14 protein-coding genes, 1 tRNA gene and 4 pseudogenes are annotated in these 17,688 nt (G+C 66.8%); 13 read left to right on the top strand and 6 right to left on the bottom strand.

All coding sequences use genetic code 11. The features are described from left to right. The first annotated feature begins 332 nt into the window (after positions 1-332). From QEG98_RS18455 to QEG98_RS18440, 4 genes are all read left to right on the top strand, one after another. A complete protein-coding gene (locus QEG98_RS18455) occupies positions 333-893 on the top strand; it encodes a cell wall protein (RefSeq protein WP_316567565.1) in 561 nt (186 codons plus the stop codon). 274 nt (positions 894-1,167) lie between these two features. After that, positions 1,168-2,196: a fatty acid desaturase family protein gene (locus QEG98_RS18450; RefSeq protein WP_316567564.1), complete on the top strand. Its 1,029-nt coding sequence runs from the start codon at positions 1,168-1,170 to the stop codon at positions 2,194-2,196. Positions 2,197-2,371: 175 nt separating this feature from the next. Beyond that, a tRNA-Arg gene (locus QEG98_RS18445) sits at positions 2,372-2,445 on the top strand. Between the two features lie 162 nt (positions 2,446-2,607). Beyond that, positions 2,608-3,261: a hypothetical protein gene (locus tag QEG98_RS18440; RefSeq protein WP_316567563.1), complete on the top strand. Its 654-nt coding sequence runs from the start codon at positions 2,608-2,610 to the stop codon at positions 3,259-3,261. Between the two features lie 49 nt (positions 3,262-3,310). On the opposite strand, the gene QEG98_RS18435 is transcribed toward QEG98_RS18440, so the two are convergent. Continuing rightward, positions 3,311-3,685 (bottom strand): RusA family crossover junction endodeoxyribonuclease, encoded by a 375-nt coding sequence (locus QEG98_RS18435; protein WP_410478041.1) that lies wholly within the window; start codon positions 3,683-3,685, stop codon positions 3,311-3,313. Positions 3,686-3,878: 193 nt separating this feature from the next. Here QEG98_RS18435 and QEG98_RS18430 point away from each other — a divergent pair, with 193 nt between their 5' ends. From QEG98_RS18430 to QEG98_RS18415, 4 genes are all read left to right on the top strand, one after another. Continuing rightward, complete coding sequence (locus QEG98_RS18430; protein ID WP_316567561.1) at positions 3,879-4,508, top strand: hypothetical protein; 630 nt, start codon at positions 3,879-3,881, stop codon at positions 4,506-4,508. Between the two features lie 51 nt (positions 4,509-4,559). Beyond that, positions 4,560-4,979: a hypothetical protein gene (locus QEG98_RS18425; RefSeq protein ID WP_316567560.1), complete on the top strand. Its 420-nt coding sequence runs from the start codon at positions 4,560-4,562 to the stop codon at positions 4,977-4,979. Positions 4,980-5,199: 220 nt separating this feature from the next. Then, positions 5,200-6,786 (top strand): IS1182 family transposase, encoded by a 1,587-nt coding sequence (locus tag QEG98_RS18420; RefSeq protein WP_316564145.1) that lies wholly within the window; start codon positions 5,200-5,202, stop codon positions 6,784-6,786. An 87-nt stretch (positions 6,787-6,873) separates the two neighbouring features. Then, on the top strand, positions 6,874-7,254 hold the full coding sequence (locus tag QEG98_RS18415; RefSeq protein ID WP_316567559.1) for a winged helix-turn-helix domain-containing protein: 381 nt from the start codon (positions 6,874-6,876) through the stop codon (positions 7,252-7,254). Between the two features lie 3 nt (positions 7,255-7,257). On the opposite strand, the pseudogene QEG98_RS18410 reads toward QEG98_RS18415, so the two are convergent. Next, positions 7,258-7,770, bottom strand: a pseudogene (locus QEG98_RS18410) (IS66 family transposase); the annotation flags it as partial. A 756-nt stretch (positions 7,771-8,526) separates the two neighbouring features. Between QEG98_RS18410 and QEG98_RS18405 the strand changes: the two are divergent. Both QEG98_RS18405 and QEG98_RS18400 read left to right on the top strand, forming a co-directional pair. Beyond that, positions 8,527-9,525: pseudogene (locus QEG98_RS18405) on the top strand (collagenase); the annotation flags it as partial. A gap of 41 nt (positions 9,526-9,566) precedes the next feature. Continuing rightward, positions 9,567-10,127 (top strand): collagenase, encoded by a 561-nt coding sequence (locus QEG98_RS18400; protein WP_316567916.1) that lies wholly within the window; start codon positions 9,567-9,569, stop codon positions 10,125-10,127. Here the strand turns inward: QEG98_RS18400 and QEG98_RS18395 are convergent. Continuing rightward, entirely contained in the window at positions 10,066-11,604 is a 1,539-nt protein-coding gene (locus QEG98_RS18395) for a PAS domain-containing sensor histidine kinase (protein WP_316567558.1), read from the bottom strand. The two genes, QEG98_RS18400 and QEG98_RS18395, sit on opposite strands and share 62 nt — an antisense overlap. A gap of 573 nt (positions 11,605-12,177) precedes the next feature. Between QEG98_RS18395 and QEG98_RS18390 the strand changes: the two are divergent. Further along, a pseudogene (locus QEG98_RS18390) lies at positions 12,178-12,933 on the top strand (IS256 family transposase); the annotation flags it as partial. Here QEG98_RS18390 and QEG98_RS18385 read toward each other — a convergent pair. Next, positions 12,918-13,587: pseudogene (locus tag QEG98_RS18385) on the bottom strand (DUF6444 domain-containing protein); the annotation flags it as partial. The pseudogenes QEG98_RS18390 and QEG98_RS18385 overlap by 16 nt on opposite strands. A 994-nt stretch (positions 13,588-14,581) precedes the next feature. Between QEG98_RS18385 and QEG98_RS18380 the strand changes: the two are divergent. Then, positions 14,582-14,857 (top strand): hypothetical protein, encoded by a 276-nt coding sequence (locus QEG98_RS18380; RefSeq protein WP_316567557.1) that lies wholly within the window; start codon positions 14,582-14,584, stop codon positions 14,855-14,857. 91 nt (positions 14,858-14,948) lie between these two features. Here QEG98_RS18380 and QEG98_RS18375 read toward each other — a convergent pair whose 3' ends face one another. After that, positions 14,949-15,245, bottom strand: a complete 297-nt coding sequence (locus QEG98_RS18375) for a hypothetical protein (RefSeq protein WP_316567556.1) — start codon at positions 15,243-15,245, stop codon at positions 14,949-14,951. 181 nt (positions 15,246-15,426) lie between these two features. Here QEG98_RS18375 and QEG98_RS18370 point away from each other — a divergent pair, with 181 nt between their 5' ends. Then, on the top strand, positions 15,427-17,016 hold the full coding sequence (locus tag QEG98_RS18370) for an MBL fold metallo-hydrolase (RefSeq protein WP_090491414.1): 1,590 nt from the start codon (positions 15,427-15,429) through the stop codon (positions 17,014-17,016). 56 nt (positions 17,017-17,072) lie between these two features. Here the strand turns inward: QEG98_RS18370 and cysC are convergent, their stop codons facing one another. After that, entirely contained in the window at positions 17,073-17,630 is a 558-nt protein-coding gene (gene cysC, locus QEG98_RS18365) for an adenylyl-sulfate kinase (RefSeq protein ID WP_141253439.1), read from the bottom strand. Between the last annotated feature and the right edge of the window lie 58 nt (positions 17,631-17,688).

The raw sequence follows: 17,688 nt of genomic DNA, 5'->3' as shown, positions 1-17,688 counted from the left end.
TACTCCCTGGAAGTCATGCCGACCACTCGACAGGTAGGACTCCGACATACCTTGGGGGTGCGGGCGCGGCTCGGGATTGAATGGACGTGGGCCGTGTTGACATGGGGACGCACCGCTTGGGTTATCGCCGCGAAACATCCACTCACGAGCCCTTTGACAGGCTGTCCTGGGCGGTCGGCCACAGGTGTGCTAACGCAACGGCCGTCCGCTCCACGGTCCCCTGAAGCAACCGGCAGCGACCACAGGCACTCATCCACATGCCAAGACCCCGTAGCCTTCGTTCCGCCCCGTCTCATCACTCCACGCGAACCACTCGCGTTCCCGCTTCGTCCTTGCCGCCACTGGAACGCGCGTTCCGCACCGTGCTGGCCGAGGAACTCGCCGGGCAGCTGTCGCCGCTGACGGACACGCTTCTGCGCATCGCGGAGAGCCTGTCCCCCAGCGGCCTCCGGCGCCAGCCGGGGCGTGAGCTGCCGAACGCGGCCCTGGACGCCCTGGCGTCGTCGCTCGCGACCCTGGATGCGGGGCCCCACGACACCGCCGAGGAAGAAGCCGCCCCGGAAGCCCGAGCCTGCGCTGTCATCGGCTGCAAGCGGCCGGTGCGCAGCCTGGGCTACTGCGCGGCCCACTACCAGAAGCGGCGACTCATGGTGGCGTCCGGCCGCCTGCACCACGCGTGGACGGAAGACGCCGCGCCGAACAGCATTCCGGACGTCATCCTGGGCCGGAAGCGCCGCGAGTCTTCGGAGGCACCGGAGACCGCCGTCACCCCGGAGCCCGTGCGCCCCAGCGAGGGCCCCGCGTGTGGGTCCGCAAGAAGGGCGCCAGCCCCGTGGTCCCGACGCCCAGTGGCGACAGCCCGCCGGTCCTGCAGTTGGCCCAGAGCTCGGTGATTCCGACCTCGCAGCGCTCCGAGCGCGAGCAGGTGGCATCCATCGTCGAGCAGTGGGCCAGCGAGTTCCGGGCCAACAAGCATCGCTCGTGACGTGCCGTGCCCCGTCGGGCCCCATGGGCCAGGCGGGGCCACGCGGCCTCCGACGCATCGCGACATCCGTGAGGGCTGTCTGCCAATAGCACCGCCCATGACGGTCGCATGACAGTGGGCGGGCATGGTTCCAGGGACTCGAATCGACGGCAGCCGCCGCCGTGCCAGCCCTGGACTTCCGAATGGACTCCGCGACCCGCAGCAGCGCCTTCACCTCACTCTCCCGAGATGCCGAGCGGAACCTCATCGCCCGCACGCGGCCTTTCGCCGCGCAGGACACGCGGCGGAGCTGGTGGGAAGTGGGCACCACCCTCGCGGCCCTGCTGGGCGCCATGGCGCTCGCTGCCCTTCCCTCCTGGTGGCCCCTGCGCGTCGTGGGCAGCGTGTTGCAAGCGCTGGTGATGATCCGCTCCTTCATCCTGGTCCACGACTACCTGCACGGTTCACTGCTGTCGGGCTCGCGGATCGCGAAGGCCCTGTTCCACACCCACGCGGTGCTGCTGCTCACGCCGCCGCGCGTCTGGAGCGAGTCGCACAACCACCACCATGCGAACACGGCGCGGCTGGCTGCCTCCGCGTCGGGGACGTTCACCACGTGGACGGCGCAGCAGTGGCGTGAGGCCACGGCGCTGGAGCGGCTGGCCTACGTGGTGGAGCGGCATCCGCTCGTGATGATCTTCGCGTACCCGCTCGCGTTCCTGAGTGGGCTGTGCATCGTGCCGTTCGTGAAGCACCCGCTGCGCTACTGGAGCGCGGGCTTCGCCGTGCTCCTCCACGTGGCCATCAGCGTGGCGGTGTTCCACTTCGGGGGCCTGGGCGTGTACCTCACGGCGATGGCGCTGCCGCTGTCCATCGGCTACGCGCTGGGCGCGTACCTCTTCTTCTCCCAGCACAACTTCCCGGACGTCGCGCTGCGCGAGGACCAGGACTGGACGCACGCGAGCGCGGCCCTGGAGGCTTCGAGCTACCTGGCCTGCGGCCCCGTCATGGCGTGGTTCACCGGCAACATCGGCTACCACCACGTCCACCACCTCAACCCCCGCATCCCCTTCTACCGGCTGCCGGAGGCCATGGCCGCCATCCCCGAGCTGCAGAATCCCCGCACCACCACCCTGCACCCCAGGGACGTGCTGGCCTGTCTGCGACTCAACGTCTGGGACGGAGAGCGGGGTCGCATGGTCCGCTTCCGGGACGTTCCCGCGTCACGCTGAGGGCGCCCGGCAGGGTCCCTAGGGGGCGGCAGGCCGGAAACGGTGATGCTGGCGCGTTGCGCGCGCCGGGCCGCCTGCTATAAGGCACGTCGTTGTGCATGCGCCCCGGCTTGGGGGAGCATGGCTGGACCTTTCTGGCGGACTCCCTCCAGAAAGCGCAGTGACTTGAGAGCACGACCCCGTAGCTCAGTTGGATAGAGCGGCGGTTTCCTAAACCGCAGGCCACAGGTTCGATTCCTGTCGGGGTCACATCCTAACCGCCCGTCCCCACTGGGGATTCGGGCGGGAGGGATGGAGCAAGTGCCGCACCCGCTGATGGCGCCGTGGCGCGGGCGTGGCGGCAAGGCCAAAGCCAAACACTCACCAAGCCGTACCGCTGAGCGGCCTGATGATGCCCAAGGCCGCGGCGGCTTGACGCCATCCTCCCAGCCCCGCCGGAGCCTCCTGCCGACCGAGTTCACTTTGGGGTTCCGCCGCCTCGATGAGGCGGGCGAGCGCTGGGAGGTGGATTGCGGCTCGGGCATCGTCCGCGGCGAGGGCTGGCTCGCCTTGCTGCACGCCTGCCACAAGGCCCTCGCGGAGGTCCGCCGCGTCACGGACGCCGGACGGGAGTCCGCGGCCCAGGACGCTGCGCGCAAGACAGGGGGCTCGGTGGGCGCCCCGAAAAAGCACTCCAAGGCCAAGCTGCGCGTCGTCCATGGGCCCGGCGCCGCCTCCGTGGGCGTCGTCCTGCACGCTGCCCTGCAAGTGGCCACTGGCGATGGGCGCTCCCTGGTGCTGAACGCGGTGGACTGCCGCCAGATGCTGGATGCGCTCGGTCAGGGGGACGTGCCGCCGTGCGTGTGCGCTGCCCTGGGACGCGCGCGATGCATGCCCTGCCGCCTCAACGGCATGGAGCGGGACCTGGCTGTCCTCCGTGCCTTCGAGGAAGGCCAGTGGAGCATTCAGGAGCAGCTCGCCGGCGAGGACTCCATTCCCACGGAGGTGCTCACCGGCGCGTTGACGGCGCTCAACGGCCTGCTGCACGCTTCGAGGCCGCCGGCGGGCACCTCCAGCAGCCGGTGAAGCAACGCCTCCATCTCCACCGTGGCGGACAGCTTCGCGTCCCGGGCCTTCACGCCACACCCCCGCGGCGGACGGCAGGCGTCACCCGAAGGAGCCGCAGCATCTTCGCGGCCCGGTTGCGCGCCAGCGTCGTCCGCCTCTTCCGGGCCTGCTCGGCGCGGCGCACCCGCTCGGCATCCACCTCCGCGGGCGCCGCCCACTCCTGGCCCTCCAGCACCACCTCCACCCGGGCCATCTTCCTGTAAGCCCCCTCTGCGAAGGCCACGTCCCGGTACCGTCGCACCTGTTTGTCATTGAAGTACGCCACCAGCTCGAGCGCGTCCTCCAGCACCTTCAACCGGTTTCCCAGGTCGGACTCCTGGAGCGTCGGCGGGTACAGCGTGGCCGACAGCACCACCCGGCCCTTCAGCGCACGCTGGCCCATGTGGGCGGCCTTCACCCTCGCCTTGTACGCCTTGCCCTCGTCACTTCCCGCGCGGGCATCCGTGCCGGGGTGTGCCGCCCCCGCCTGGTGCCTTGTGGGGGCAAACCCTCCCAAAGCAGCAAGAACAAGATTGCCATTACTTAAAGGCTTATCCTATATGGACTCCAATTCCTGATTTTGGACGAGAGGGTCCATGACAGCAGCTCGGCTGGGACGCGTCGCAGCGATTGGCATGGCCATCGGCTGCGCCGGGGCGCCTGAACCGAGTGGCACGCGGGACTATTGGCGTTCAGGCCCCCACGTCCACGTGCGAGGCCCCTGGGAAGCCATCACCCCGTCTTCCGACGTGGACGAGGTCATCGACCAACTCTGCCCTGCCGTCATGGAGCTGCCGCGCGCGCTGGCGCGCGACTATGGGCAGGAGTACTGCGGCGCCATCTACTCACTGGGAGACGGCATCTACCACGCCAGCATGCCCTCACCTCTGGGCGAGCCCGAACCGGTTGGCCCCTCGAAGAGGAAGAAGTGCATCCCACCTCGCTACGTCGCCAACCCGAGAGGGCGAACGATAGTGCTCGGGGACTTCCACAGCCACCCGTGGGCTCCCTCGTCACTATCGCTCGTGGACCGGCTTGCCGAGACGCAAATTTGGACCATCCGCATCCAGTTCGACCGCGCCTGCACCATCACCAAGCTCGTGCCAAATCTCGGCAGCGAGCAACCCGGAGAGGTCTACCTCCGACAACGCAAGCACTGGAAGCTGGTGGGCATCATCAAGCACGAGAACAAGGCTCTCGGGCTCGTCACTGCGGTGGATGACTGAGGGCTGAGCGTGTCGATGCACATCCGAAATCGTTGCCCGCACGGAGGCCCCATGAAGCGCGTTCTGCTCCCCCTTCTTTGCGTGCTGCCCGCATGCGCCCTGTTCCAACGGCCGCCGCGCCCGGTGCATGCGCCGCCGGAAGAGGCTGCCGCCTTCGCAATCCCGCTCGCGATTCCAAGCGAAGGGCTACAGGTCATCAGCGGCACCACCCTGCGCGCCATCCAGCTCGCCATGGAGGACTACCTGCCCTGGGACCGGAAGCTGCCCAAGGACGCCACACCGCTCTATGAGTGCCTCAACCGCCGCGAGTCCTACGAGGTCGCAACAGCGCCGGCCTCCCCCGGGGTTGTGCTCGTCAGCATCATCCCGAACCCGAAGAAGTGCGACATCGGAACGGCGCCCACCCTGGAGGGAGGCGCCACCTATGCGATTGACGTGAACGCCTGGCGCATCCTCGCAATGCAGCCGTAACCACACGAAGAGCTGCCTCCGCGAATGCCGTCATGCTCCACACCCGCCTGGTGCATCTCGCTGGCACGCTGGCTTGTCGAAAGGGAGCAGGTAGCACGCGTCCAAACGGCCGGCGACTCACTAGAGCGCCGATCAGGTTACGGCGAGGGAGCAGGCAAGCGGCAGGAGATCGACGCGGGCTGTCGTCGCGTGGTCAGGTCGCCACCTTTGGAGGTGGCGCATGGAACGCTGGAAGCCGGCTGTGGAGCAGAGCGCACGGGAGCAGCGCCTGCTGAGGCTGGCGGGGAAGAGCAGGAAGCTTTTCGTCTTCCTGCGCGAGCATCGGCACGAGTTGTTCGACGAGGCCTTTCAGGACGAGCTCGAAGCGATGTACCGACAGACGGGCCAGGGCCAAGAGCCGCAGCCGCCCGCGATGATGTGCATGGCGCTGCTGGTGCAGGCCTACACGCAGGCCTCGGACGCCGAAGCCGTGTGCCTGTCGGGCACGGACAGCCGGTGGCGGATGGTGTTGGACCGACTCGGCGCGGATGAGGACGAGCCCGCCTTCTCCCAGGGCGGGCTGCAGCAATTCAGGGAGCGACTCATCGCGACCGAGATGGACCGTCGGCTGCTGGAGCGCACCGTCGAGGTGGCGAAGCGAACCAAGGGCTTCGACCCGAAGAAGACGCCGAAGACGCTGCGAGTGGGGGTCGACAGCCGCCCTCTGGAAGGGGCCGGGCGGGTTGAGGACACCATCAACCTGCTCGGCCACGCAGGCCGCAAGGTGGCCGAGAGCATGGCGCTCGTGCTCGGCACCGACGTTGAGGAGGTGTGTCAGCAGGCCGCTGCGCCATTGCTGATGGCCAGCAGCATCAAGGCCGGCCTCGACATCGACTGGAGCGCGCCCGACGCGAAGGTCGACGCACTCAATCGGCTCTGCCGACAGCTCGACCGCCTCATGGCCTGGGTGGCCAGGCAGTCGAAGTCGTGCGCCGCTGCTCCGCTGACGCGCTACATCGAAGCGCTCGCGCAGGTGAAGGCACAGGACCTCGAGCCGCGCCCCGAGGGCGGCGTGCGGATTCGACAGGGTGTGGCGGCCGACAGGCGCATCTCCATCGAGGACCCGGACATGCGCCACGGGCGCAAGAGCAAGAGCAAACGCTTCAATGGCTACAAGCAGCACATCGGCACCGACCTCGACACTGAGCTCGTGGTTGCCTGCGCCGTGACGCCAGCCAACCGCCCCGAAGAGGAGGCGACGGGCGCACTGCAGGAAGACATGGCCCACCAAGAGCTCTTCCCCGACGTCCTCCTCATCGACAGGGCGTACCTCAACAGCTCAATGACCGAAGACGTGCTGACCAGCGGTGGCGACGTCGTCTGCCGTCCGTGGCGAGGAGTCAGCGCGAAGCCCGGACTCTTCGGCAAGCGTGACTTCAAAGTGAACATCCGCGACGGCACCCTCACGTGCCCTGCTGGCGAGGTGGAGCCCTTCGAGCCCGGCGCCGTCGTGCAATTCGACCCGGAAGCCTGCGGGCCGTGCAAGCTGCGCGCGAGTTGTACCCAGGCGGCGTCCGGCAGAGGGCGCAGCGTCACGATGGGCGACGACGAGCGGCTCCAGAAGCGCCTTCGCTCACGTCTGCAGTCGCGCGCGGGCCGCGCACAACTCCGCGAGCGTGTCGGTGTCGAGCATCGCCTGGCGCATCTCGCCAACCGCCAGGGGCCGAAGGCCCGTTATCGAGGCACGCGCCGCAACCTCTTTGATCTCAGGCGCCTCGCGGCCGTCCAAAACCTTGAGGTCGCCGCGCGCTACCTGCGCGCGGCGTGACCCAAACTGTTCGACGCTCTAGCACTCCGCATGTAACCGTTCAGGGGTGGTGTTGAGCCCCTCGTCGCGGTGTGCAACCCGTGGCGGATGAGCACGAAAACCTCTGCGACGCAGGAAGCGAAGATTGAAAGACTGGTCCGCGAGCACCTGGTGGCGCAGCAACTCTTGGTGAAGGCGGCGGTGGAGCGCGCATTCGCAGCGCGGACTGCCTCGCCAGACGTGGCGACGCAGCGGCGAAGGACGGGAGTCCGGCGGCCATCGAGCGCGGTCGCCGACCTCGCGGAGCGGCTGCTCGAAGCGGTACAGGCGTGCCCAGGCGAGACGATGGCTGTCCTGGGCACTCGCATGGGCGAGAGGGCTCGGGCACTTCATCGGCCGATGATGCGCCTGAAGCAAGAGGGCCGTGTGCGCAGCGCCGGTGAGCGAAACGCGACGCGGTACTTTTCGATGGGAAAGAAGGCCGCGTAGCGCTCAGGGCGCGGCGAAGAGCGAGGGCGGGGGCATCCCCGTCCTGGCGGCGGTGCAGCAGGCCGTCAGGAATTCGAGCACATTCCTTTCCTGCTTGCGGGCGGTGTGCGCCACCGTCATCACCCTCTCGGCGAAGAGGTTCCCCCGAGTGCTCTTCGTGCCGAAGCTTCGCTTGCGCCACAGCACGAAGGCCCGCAGCTCGCGCTCCGCGTGGTTGTTGGTGGGCTCGACTCCGTCCCTGTCAACGAAAGTCCACAGCGCCGCTCGGTGCTTGAGAATGTCCTCACAAGAGCCGGAGACGTGCGGCAGCCTCGCGGCCACCGCGCGCTCAAGCAGGTCTTCCACCTGCGTGCGCACCGGGGCCATGCGCTCGCGCAGCGTGTCCCGCTGCAACTCGCCGCTGCGCAGTCGTCCCCAATAGTCGAAGAGGATGCCGATGTAGTCGAGCAACTCGCGCCCAATCGCTCCGGCTGGCCCGTCGCGCTCCGAGAAGGAAACGGCCTTCCACAAGAGGTGCCTCAATGGTCACGTGAAAACCGGCCAATGAGGGTCCCTTCAAAACCGGCCAAAGGGAGAGGACCGGATGGGCCAGGGCTGAGCCCGTGCCGCGTAAGCACTAGGGCCAATATCCATGGACTGACACGCGGAGTAGAAGTCTTCGTGTAATCTTTTATTTCGCCAGGCCTTGGCTGTCATTGGCGGCCATGTGCTCTTGCGCCAGTGCGTCAATGACTTGCGCACGCTGGTCGTCTCCAGATGCTCGCCTGACGCAAACAGGCACCAGGCCCCCAACCCCGCACACGCGAAGCCGTTGAAACGCGTACCACCCACCGCGGTGTCACCTGGAAAGGCCGATACCGCGGGGCAACGCCGCAACCAAGGAGCAAGCCACATGCGCCGTCTCGTCAAGAATGGGGCTCGCTGTCGAAGGGTGCTCGCAGTCTGTCTTTCCCTCTTCGCCGTGGGAGCAAACGCCAGCCCGCAAGGCGCCCCGTCCGCGGAGCCCTCACTGCTCCATGGCGTGGAGCACGCCCGAAGGCGCATCACTCCCGACGAGCGCTCTCCGAACCTGGACCCGGCGCTGCTGCGTCAACCGCTCGCCCCGGCCGCCGCGCCGTCGCGGGCGCTGCTGCTGGCGTGTGACGCCGGGGCGTTCGGGGCCGCGAGCGGGAACGCACTCGTCAACCTGGTGAAGGGCTCCACGCCAGAGTGCCTCACACGCTCTTCAATGTCTCCGGCACCCTCGCCGGTCAGATATTCAACGAAGGGAAGATGAACACAGTCGCCACCGCGCTCACCACGCACGCGTTGACGTATCCAGGGAACAACAACACCCAGACGCTCCAGCTCATGCGGTTCCTGCGCACTGGCTACTACGTGCAGCGCTGGAACTCAGGCTCGGTGGGCAGCTACGGCGAGGTGCTGCGTGTCTCCATCCGCCTGGTGATGACGACCTTTATCGCCAGCCTCCGCTTCCTGGACACCACGGACGCCCACGGCGAGGTGCTCACGGAGTTCGTCACCCTCATCAACGACGCGAAAGAGAACCCCCAGCATCTGGGCACCTTCAGGCGCCTCCTGGACAACTTCAACAACAACGCCCTGGCCTCGCCGTTGATGCGCAACGCCACCAATCGCGTCTTCATCAATCTGTACGAAGGCAGCTTTGACAGTGCATTCGTGGCGGCCGCGCAGTTGGACCCCTCCATCATCGACGCGCTGGACAACTTCGGAGTGCGCAACGACCACCTGCTGGGCACAAACCTCCAGTACCTCACCATCAACGCGGGGCGCGAGATGGCCCGCTTCCTCAAGTTCCCGGGGACGCTGCAGACCAAGACGCGTCCCAAGGTGAAGGCGCTCCTCACGAACCACTCCATGGTGGGGCCCACGGCCGGCATCTGGCTGGCCGCGGCGGAGTTCGTGGAGTACTACGACGGCGCGAACTGCGCCTACTACGGCACCTGTGACTACCGCCGGGCCGTGGAGCAGGCGGTGCTCCGCTACACGCACACCTGCAGCGCGACGCTGCGCATGCGCGTCCAGGGCATGGTGGCCGCGCAGTTCACCCAGAGCTGCGACCAGCTCGCCTTGCAGGAGACCTACTTCCACGACACCCTGAAGACGAACCGCATCCCCGTGGCCAATGACAACAACACGTCGCTGGAGATGATCATCTTCGACAGCAGCAAGGACTACGAGATGAACGCCGGAGTGCTGTTCGGCATCAGCACCAACAACGGTGGGTTGTACCTGGAGGGAAACCCCGCGGATTCGAACAATCAGGCTCGCTTCTTTGCCTATGAGGCGGAGTGGATGCGCCCCACCTTCAATCCGCCTTTTCGGACACCACCTGGTGGTTATTGGGGCTGGCGGAGTACATCTCCAAGAAGCGAGACAACGCCGGCGCGGGGCAGGTGGGCCGTAACAAGACCTACCAGCTCAGTGAAATCTTCCGAAATACGCTCTCCAGCGGCTCGGAGCGTGTGTACTCGTGGGGCTCTCTCGCCGCGCGTTTCATGTTCGAGCGGCACGCAAGCCAGGTGGACACCTTCGTCATTTCCGAGCGGGCAACTACGGCACGTATCGAGATGCCCTCGGCGCCCTCGGGACCTCGTACAACGCTGAGTTCTATCAGTGGATCGACTGCGTTGCCACCGCGAGCAACCCGAGCTCCTGCGCCAACACCCCTTGAGCCTCCCCTGAGAGGGCCCGCCTCCTCGGTGCTCGGCGAAGGCCGCCGCCGGGGGGCGCTGTCCGCGAGGGTATGCCCACCTTTCGTCCGCGCTCGGACTGGAAGAGCGCCCTATTTCAAGGCGTCTCGGCCCTCCTCGCCGAAACCGAGCCTGGCTCACGGGGCAGGCGAATGGTGAATGCCGCGCCGCCACCAGGCAGATTGCGGGCGCTGATTCTCCCCCCGTGAGTCTCGACGATTTCGCGCGTGATGTAGAGTCCCAGCCCGAGCCCCCCGTAGTGGTCGCTGGAGATGGCGCGCTCGAACCGGCCGAAGATGCGTGAGAGCGCTTCCGGCGGAATCCCAGGCCCTCCGTCGGCAACCTCCAGCACCACGTCGCTGCCTTCGCTCATGAGGACGACCTTCACGGGTGTCCCGCTTGCATATTTGCAGGCATTGGACAGCAGGTTCGTCAGGGCCTGCTCCACTCGCAGAGGGTCCCACACCCCCGTCACGTCTGGCTCGATGCGCGCGGACACCTCGCAGCCCGCCCGCATGGCGGTGATCTGGTGCTGTGCCAGCACCTCGTTCACCGTCTGGGAAAGATTCAGCGGTTCAGCCTTCAGCTCCAGCCGTCCGGTGGAGAGGCGCGCCACATCCAGCAGGGTCTCGACCAGGGAATTGAGCCGCGAGGTACTCCGGGTCGCCCGCTCGAGGGTGGAGAGCAATTTCGGGTCCAGCAGCTTCCCGCGGATGAACTCCAGATGTAGCTGCAACGCCGCGAGCGGTGTCTTCAGCTCATGCGAGGCGACGGAAAGAAACTCGTCGCGGAGGCGAATGGCCTCGCCGGCCTGCGCCAGCCGCAGCCGTTCCTCCTCGGCGAGCTTGCGGTCGGTGAGGTCACGCGTCACCTTGGAGAAGCCGCGCAGGACGCCCTGGGCGTCGCGCACGGCGGAGATGGCCACGTCCGCCCAGAAGCGGGTGCCGTCCTTGCGCACGCGCCAGTTCTCCTCCTCGACACGTCCGAGCCGCTCGGCGTCGGCGAGCAGGCGCGCCGGCTTGTCGGCGGCGCGGTCCTCCGGCGGGTAGAACCGGGAGATGTGCTGGCCGATGATTTCGTCGGGGCGGTAGCCCTTGATGCGCTCGGCGCCGGTGTTCCACGTCTGCACCCGCCCCTGCGGGTCGAGCATGAAGATGGCGTAGTCCTTCACGCTGTCGATGAGCAGGCGATAACGCGCCTCACTTGCGCGAAGCGCATCTTCGGCGAGCTTGCGGTCGGTGAGGTCGCGCGTCACCTTGGAGAAGCCGCGCAGGACGCCCTGGGCGTCGCGCACGGCGGAGATGACCACATCCGCCCAGAAGCGGGTGCCGTCCTTGCGCACGCGCCAGTTCTCCTCCTCGACACGTCCGAGCCGCTCGGCGTCGGCGAGCAGGCGCGCCGGCTTGTCGGCGGCGCGGTCCTCCGGCGGGTAGAACCGGGAGATGTGCTGGCCGATGATTTCGTCGGGGCGGTAGCCCTTGATGCGCTCGGCGCCGGTGTTCCACGTCTGCACCCGCCCCTGCGGGTCGAGCATGAAGATGGCGTAGTCCTTCACGCTGTCGGCGAACGACTGAAGCTGCTCTTCCGCCACGGTGGCACGTTGCTCGGCATGGCGCACGGAGGGCGAAGGAGACATTCCTGGCGCTGCTTTCTGTCCCGAAGACGTACGCGGCGACAGTGCCGCGGCCCGGGCTGTCTTCTGGTCTGAACGAGATTTCTTGGACGGAGGCATATTCACGGGGCTCATGCAACGTGTCCATGGACCGAGGCCCAAGTTCAGGGGTTTATACGAATCAGAATCCCGGTCATAGGCGGGCTTGGGCACACGCCGGTTTCCGTCGTCAAGTGCCAGGAAGTAGACGCTCGGCAGCGTGCCTCCCTCGCGGATGCGACAAGGATGTGTCCTGCGAGCCGGACCTGTTCGCCTGCTCTCCAGAGAGGCAACGTGAGGTCCTGGGGCCTTGGATGCTAACCTTGGAGTGGAAGTGAACATTCCGGCTGTCGGGGCGAAGTGCGGCTCGGGGCACGAGCCGGCCGACTCGGTAGTCGAACCCACCTCTATTCCCCCTCAAGTCGGCCGCCACGCCATGGGTCGTGTCCCTATAAGTGTGTAGATGGCGAGGAGGAACGAGCGGGAAAGAAGGAAGCTCCTCGGTGAAACCAACCGAGCCGGTCTCCTCCTGGCAGAGGAGCCGAGGAGTTCCCCGACGTGGACGTTAGCGAGTTTGAAGCCCCGGCGCACGAAGAGGTGCAGGCCGACCTGCGTGCGCTGTTCCGCGGAGCCATCCGGATGACGCGGGAGGCGCTGCTGGAGGAAGAGGTGAGGGAGTTGGTGGGGGCTGGCCGGTGGCAGCGGATGGTGGGCCGGTTGGACGTACGCAATAGCAGCTACCTGCGCACGCTGGTGACGACGGGGGCCGTGGACGTGGCGGTGCCACGCACGAGGCACAGTGGTAGCGCGGGGGACGTGCTGGGCCGCTACAAGCGTCGCAGCGGGGAGCTCGACGAGGCGATTACCAGTGCGTACGTGCAGGGCGTCTCCACGAGGAAAATGGGCAAGGTGACGCGGGCCCTCATGGGCGAGGACGTCTCGCGCTCGACGGTGAGCCGGGTGACACGGACGCTGGAGGAGAAGGTAGAGGGCTTGCGCACCCAGCCCCTCACCCAGGCCTTCCCCTCCCTCTACCTGGATGCCACCTTCCTGGATGCGAGGTGGGCCAGGGCGGTGCAGAACGTCTCTGCCCTGGTGGCCTACGGCGTGGGAGAGGATGGGCACCGGCACCTGTTGGCAATCACCCTGGGCGGCAGCGAGTCACACGACTCCTGGCTGGAGCTGCTTCGCCAACTGCTCGAGCGGGGGCTGGCGGGCGTACGACTCGTCATCGCCGACGGGCACGCGGGCCTGGCCGCCGCAGCCCGGCAGGCACTCCCCGAGGCGAAGCTGCAGCGCTGCACGGTGCATCTGAACACCCGGGACCAGGCCTCGTCCACCGCGGGCTTCACCGCATCGCTGATGCGCGCCTCGACGGCGCTCACCGCCCCTAGCGAGATGTCGATGCCCAGCACATCTCCCAGAAGCCTCACCGCCGAGCGCCGACTCAGGTGGTAAACGCCCGTCAAAAGGCCAAAGACGGCGGACAGCCGCAGGCCGAAGGGCGACGTCGGAATCGGCGCGGTGCTTGCCCACGTCTCATGCTTGCACCTGGGGCACTCCACGCCATGGCGCACCCACTGCGTGACGTCGCCCTTGAGCGGCGGCAATTCCACGGACTGGTAGCGCCGCACCCGCGTTCCGCCTTCGGGCGAGAGGGGCGCCCAGCAATTCTCACACGTGGACGGGAAGAGGTGCTTGAACTCGCTCACCTTCTCCTCGGCAACAAGCGCGCGTGTCAGGCCTTTATGTCCCGGCTGGCCACCGCGCATCTTCTCACTCCCGCTCTGCCTTCTGCCCCGGCGTATCGCTCGACGGTGGCCGGTTCGAGTTGCCCGAGTTCCGCCGCAACTGCTCCCGCAGCTCCTGCACCAGTCGAGTCAGTTCCTCGACCTGACGCTCAAGCTCCGCGATGCGCGCATCCTTGGGGTCGACCTCGGCCACGACATGCCGTGTCTCATGTCCCACGCCGCGTCAGCGAGCGACAAGCCTCCCGTCGGCTGCTGGCCTGCTCCTTCTTCAACCGCCCATCTCCCCTGAACGCTTACATTTACCGCAATGCGCCCATGCGGACGCTGCATGACTGGCGTGCTGCTTCCCCTACCCACAACGACGTTTCGCAACCGGCCCTTCGACCCAGCGCGAACGCCAGCCGACTTCACAAAGGGAGAACAGCACGCAGATCCAGACGAGACGCTTGTCCTGAAAGAGAAGGCAATGAAAGCCCACCATGACCTTCTCGTCGAACTACACGCGCTGCTGCAGAAGAATGGCTGGACGCATATCAACGAGATTCCTGGAGCTATTGATCTGTGGGCCCACAGTCCTGGGGTGGACCACGAGTCATTTTCGAAGCCAAGACGCTGGGCCGCCACGAGGTACACCAAACGCGGGCTGCCCTTGCTCAGCTATTCGAGTACCGCCATGAGCATGGAGCGAAAGAGGACGAACTCTGCCTCGTTGTGAACCGCCGACTCAGCAACAAGCGCGAACGCCTCCTGGCGGCCCTAGGCATTTCGGTCATCTGGCATGACGGACTTCGGTTCAGCACTTCCCACGGGGCCTCGAAAACCTTGTTGACGAAGATTGCAGGAGCACGCTGAACGCTCCTGGCTCCCTGACTTGAGTGCGCTCGGCCGTCGCCCTCGACCGCGTCGTCGCCTTGCGGCAGACCCGAGACATTGCCCGCGACCTGGCGTTGAACCCTGACAGCAAGCACATGCCGGAGAATGTGCTCTTCAATCTCCTCGTGCCCCTCAATGTCATGAACACCATCCAGACATGGCCCGAGGACCTCACGATGAAGGGCATCCGCCATGGAGCGGTACTCTTCCGGCGTAGGCGCCTCGTCGACAGACCGAGTGGGCCCGTTCGCATTCCGACAGTCCGCAGCCCCCAGGTGCCATTGACGCGCTCTCTAGCTATCCTGGGAACGCATCACCTTCTCACAAAAGGGGAATTCATGCGTACGGGCATCATGGTGGGTCTGCTGGCAGTAGGGCTGATGACGGGCTGTGGCGGCATCGAAGAGGAGACCGCCGCCGAGCTCGAAACGGAGGCCCAGGCGATCCCCTGTCGTGACATCACCGGCCGGGATTACGTCATCACGTACTACGCGGAACCCGCGAAGGTCACCAAGGTCGGTGAGCTCCTCTGCGGGTGCAGCACGCCGGAGACGGTCCTCAATGGCACGAAGACCTCCTACTACGAGAAGGTCTACGGCTGCTTCGCGATGTAGCGAAAACGCCCCGCACGACCCGACACGGCGGAACGGCGCGCGGGCAACGGAAACCCGTTGCTCGCGCGTCCGTGGAGGACCCGTCAGGGACTCAGTGCGCCCGGTAGCAGTAACGCCCTGGGTCACCCTGCGTGCAGTCCTCGGGACAGGTCCGGGCCGTCTCCCCAGGACAGCACGCGCCGTTTCCACAGAACTCGCCACGTGGGCAATCAAGGGGACAGCTCAGTCGCTCGCCGAATTCGCAGACACCGTCTCCACAGACCGCGAGCGTGGCTTCCGACGTGCCGAGCGCCTCATCCTGCGCGCCCTCCGAATCCATGGCGCCAACGCCACAGCCCACGGCCACTCCCACCATCAGGGCCAGCGCAACATTCCAAGCTGCCTTCATCGGGACGCTCCTTGCTCGGGTTGCACGATGAAAGGGATACGCCCGGATGCTCGCACGGTTGAGCTAACGCAAAAGATGCGCCGTGTTGGCCCCGTGCATCACCCTTCGAATCCGTGTATCTACGGGCCCCACGTTTGCCAATTTCCCGACGTTTTCCGGACCTCGCTCGGAGGAGACCGCCATGCTGGACCGCCCCATGTACCTCAAGCCGAACGTCGCCATCGAGCCGCTCTACAATCAGTGGTACGCGTGGTGGTACCTGCTGTCTCCGGCGACGGCCCCGCTGTTCGTGACGAACCTGCACCAGAAGCTGATGCAGTCCTTCGTAGCGAACCCGGACGTGCACGTGGCGGCCCTGAAGAACCCGATGCTGATGGGCGGCCCGTTCATCAACCACCCGGCGGCGAAGGCCCCGCGCGTGAAGGAGCTCCTGGAGCGGACGCAGAAGGAGCAGGCCAACATGCTCGCGTACACCAAGGCGGTGGCCGAGCTGGAGCAGCTCATGGCGCCCAACAACGGCGGCTCCCTGGAGGGCCTCTACGCCAAGGTGCCCGACATCCTCCGCGGCTACGTGGAGCTCACGTACGACCTGAGCAACCGCGCCAGCGCGCGGTACATCGAGCCGCTCCTGTACCGCAGCCCCTTCCACAAGGAGTCCTCGCAGAGCGTGACGCTCATGCAGGTGGACGGCGACTGGCGGCCCTACATCTTCAGCACGCCCCGCCTGGAGGAGGACACGCCCCTGTGGCTGCGCGTCCCCTACAAGCATGAAGGCCTGGACGCCCTCTTCCGCATGCGCCACACACCGGGCTCGCCCGGACAGGTCGCGGAGATGCTCGGCGTGCCCGCCTCCGCCGCGGACGCCTTCGCCGCGCTCTTCACGGACGTCGAGCCCCGCCGCACGGAGCGCTACAGCGGTGAGGGCGTGCGCGTGCGCTACTTCGGCCACGCCTGCGTGCTGCTGGAGACGAAGGACGTCAGCATCCTCACCGACCCTGTCATCAGCTACGAGTTCCCCACGGACCTCCCCCGCTTCACCCACTCCGACCTGCCCGAGCGCATCGACTACGTGGTCCTCACGCACGGCCACGCAGACCACCTGATGATGGAGACGCTCATCCAACTGCGGCACCGGGTGGGCTGCATCATCGTCCCGCGCAACAACGGCAACTCGCTGGCGGACCCGTCGCTGCGGCTGATGCTCCACCACAACGGCTTCAAGAACGTGGTGGAGATTGACGACCTCCAGGAGATTCCCGTGCCGGGCGGCTCCATCACCGGCCTTCCCTTCCTGGGCGAGCACAGCGACCTGGCCATCCAGGCCAAGACGGCGCACCTGGTGCGCCTGGGCGGCAAGTCCATGCTGATGGCCGCGGACTCCAACGCCATCGAGCCGCGCATGTACCAGCACCTGCGCGACATCGTCGGCACCATCGACGTGCTGTTCCTCGGCATGGAGTGCGAAGGCGGCCCGATGAGCTGGATGTACGGCCCGCTGCTGTGCAATCCCCTGCCCCGGAAGATGGACCAGGCCCGCCGGCTCAACGGCTCCGACAGCGCTCGCGCCATCGAAATCACCAACTACCTGTCGCCCAAGGAGGTCTACGTCTACGCCATGGGCCAGGAGCCGTGGCTGCGCCACGTGATGATCCTCGTCTACGACGACAAGGCCCCGCAGATTGTCGAGTCGAACAAGTTCCTGGAGCACTGCCGCACGAAGGGCATCCAGGCCGAGCGCCCCTACGTGAAGATGGAGCGCATCCTCGCCTGAGTCCGCGCCTCCGCTCCCCGAGGTGCGCGGACGTTCCGCCACCTCGGGGACGCGCTTCACGCCGCAGCGGCGGCGTCGAGCAGACCCCGCTTTCGCAGCGTCTCCAAGACGCGCCACAGGCCCGCCTCCACGGTGTCCACATCCGAGCGGACGGTGACGTCGGGCGCGTCAGGCGCCTCATAGGGGTCCGACACGCCGGTGAAGTGCGCCAGCTCGCCGGCCAGCGCCTTCTTGTAGAGCCCCTTCACGTCCCGGGCGATGAGCACGTCCAGCGGCGCCTGGACGAAGATCTCCACGAAGGGGATGCCCGCCTCCTCGGCCAGCCGGCGCACCTCGGCGCGCGAGCTCGCATAAGGCGAGATGGCCGCGGCGATGACACCCACCCCGTGCTTCGCCAGCAGCCGGGCCACATGACCGATGCGGCGCACGTTCTCCTCGCGGTCCTCGCGGGTGAAGCCCAGGCCGCGGGACAGCCAGGTGCGCACCTCATCCCCGTCCAGCACCTCCACGGGCATCGACGAGGCCAGGTGCGCACGCAGGGCACGGGACAAGGTGCTCTTGCCCGCACCTGACAGACCCGTCAGCCAGAGTATGAAGCCCGCGGAACGCCCCATGGTGACTCCAGAATGACGCCCCTGCGCGTCCCCGAAACGCTAACACGCCACGCGGCCT

The organism is Myxococcus sp. MxC21-1, assembly GCF_032612255.1.
Classification (GTDB): Bacteria; Myxococcota; Myxococcia; order Myxococcales; family Myxococcaceae; genus Myxococcus; species Myxococcus virescens.
The sequence above is the reverse complement of the archived record's forward strand: the minus strand, read 5'-3'. Positions and strand labels throughout refer to the sequence as shown.

Excerpts from the sequence above, each read along its gene's own strand:
- QEG98_RS18450 (WP_316567564.1), top strand. The coding sequence starts at position 1,168 with ATGGACTCCGCGACCCGCAGCAGCGCCTTCACCTCACTCTCCCGAGAT.
- QEG98_RS18435 (WP_410478041.1), bottom strand. The coding sequence starts at position 3,685 with ATGGGCCAGCGTGCGCTGAAGGGCCGGGTGGTGCTGTCGGCCACGCTG.
- QEG98_RS18430 (WP_316567561.1), top strand. The coding sequence starts at position 3,879 with ATGACAGCAGCTCGGCTGGGACGCGTCGCAGCGATTGGCATGGCCATC.
- QEG98_RS18425 (WP_316567560.1), top strand. The coding sequence starts at position 4,560 with ATGAAGCGCGTTCTGCTCCCCCTTCTTTGCGTGCTGCCCGCATGCGCC.
- QEG98_RS18420 (WP_316564145.1), top strand. The coding sequence starts at position 5,200 with ATGGAACGCTGGAAGCCGGCTGTGGAGCAGAGCGCACGGGAGCAGCGC.
- QEG98_RS18415 (WP_316567559.1), top strand. The coding sequence starts at position 6,874 with ATGAGCACGAAAACCTCTGCGACGCAGGAAGCGAAGATTGAAAGACTG.
- QEG98_RS18395 (WP_316567558.1), bottom strand. The coding sequence starts at position 11,604 with ATGTCTCCTTCGCCCTCCGTGCGCCATGCCGAGCAACGTGCCACCGTG.
- QEG98_RS18380 (WP_316567557.1), top strand. The coding sequence starts at position 14,582 with ATGCGTACGGGCATCATGGTGGGTCTGCTGGCAGTAGGGCTGATGACG.
- QEG98_RS18375 (WP_316567556.1), bottom strand. The coding sequence starts at position 15,245 with ATGAAGGCAGCTTGGAATGTTGCGCTGGCCCTGATGGTGGGAGTGGCC.
- QEG98_RS18370 (WP_090491414.1), top strand. The coding sequence starts at position 15,427 with ATGCTGGACCGCCCCATGTACCTCAAGCCGAACGTCGCCATCGAGCCG.
- cysC (WP_141253439.1), bottom strand. The coding sequence starts at position 17,630 with ATGGGGCGTTCCGCGGGCTTCATACTCTGGCTGACGGGTCTGTCAGGT.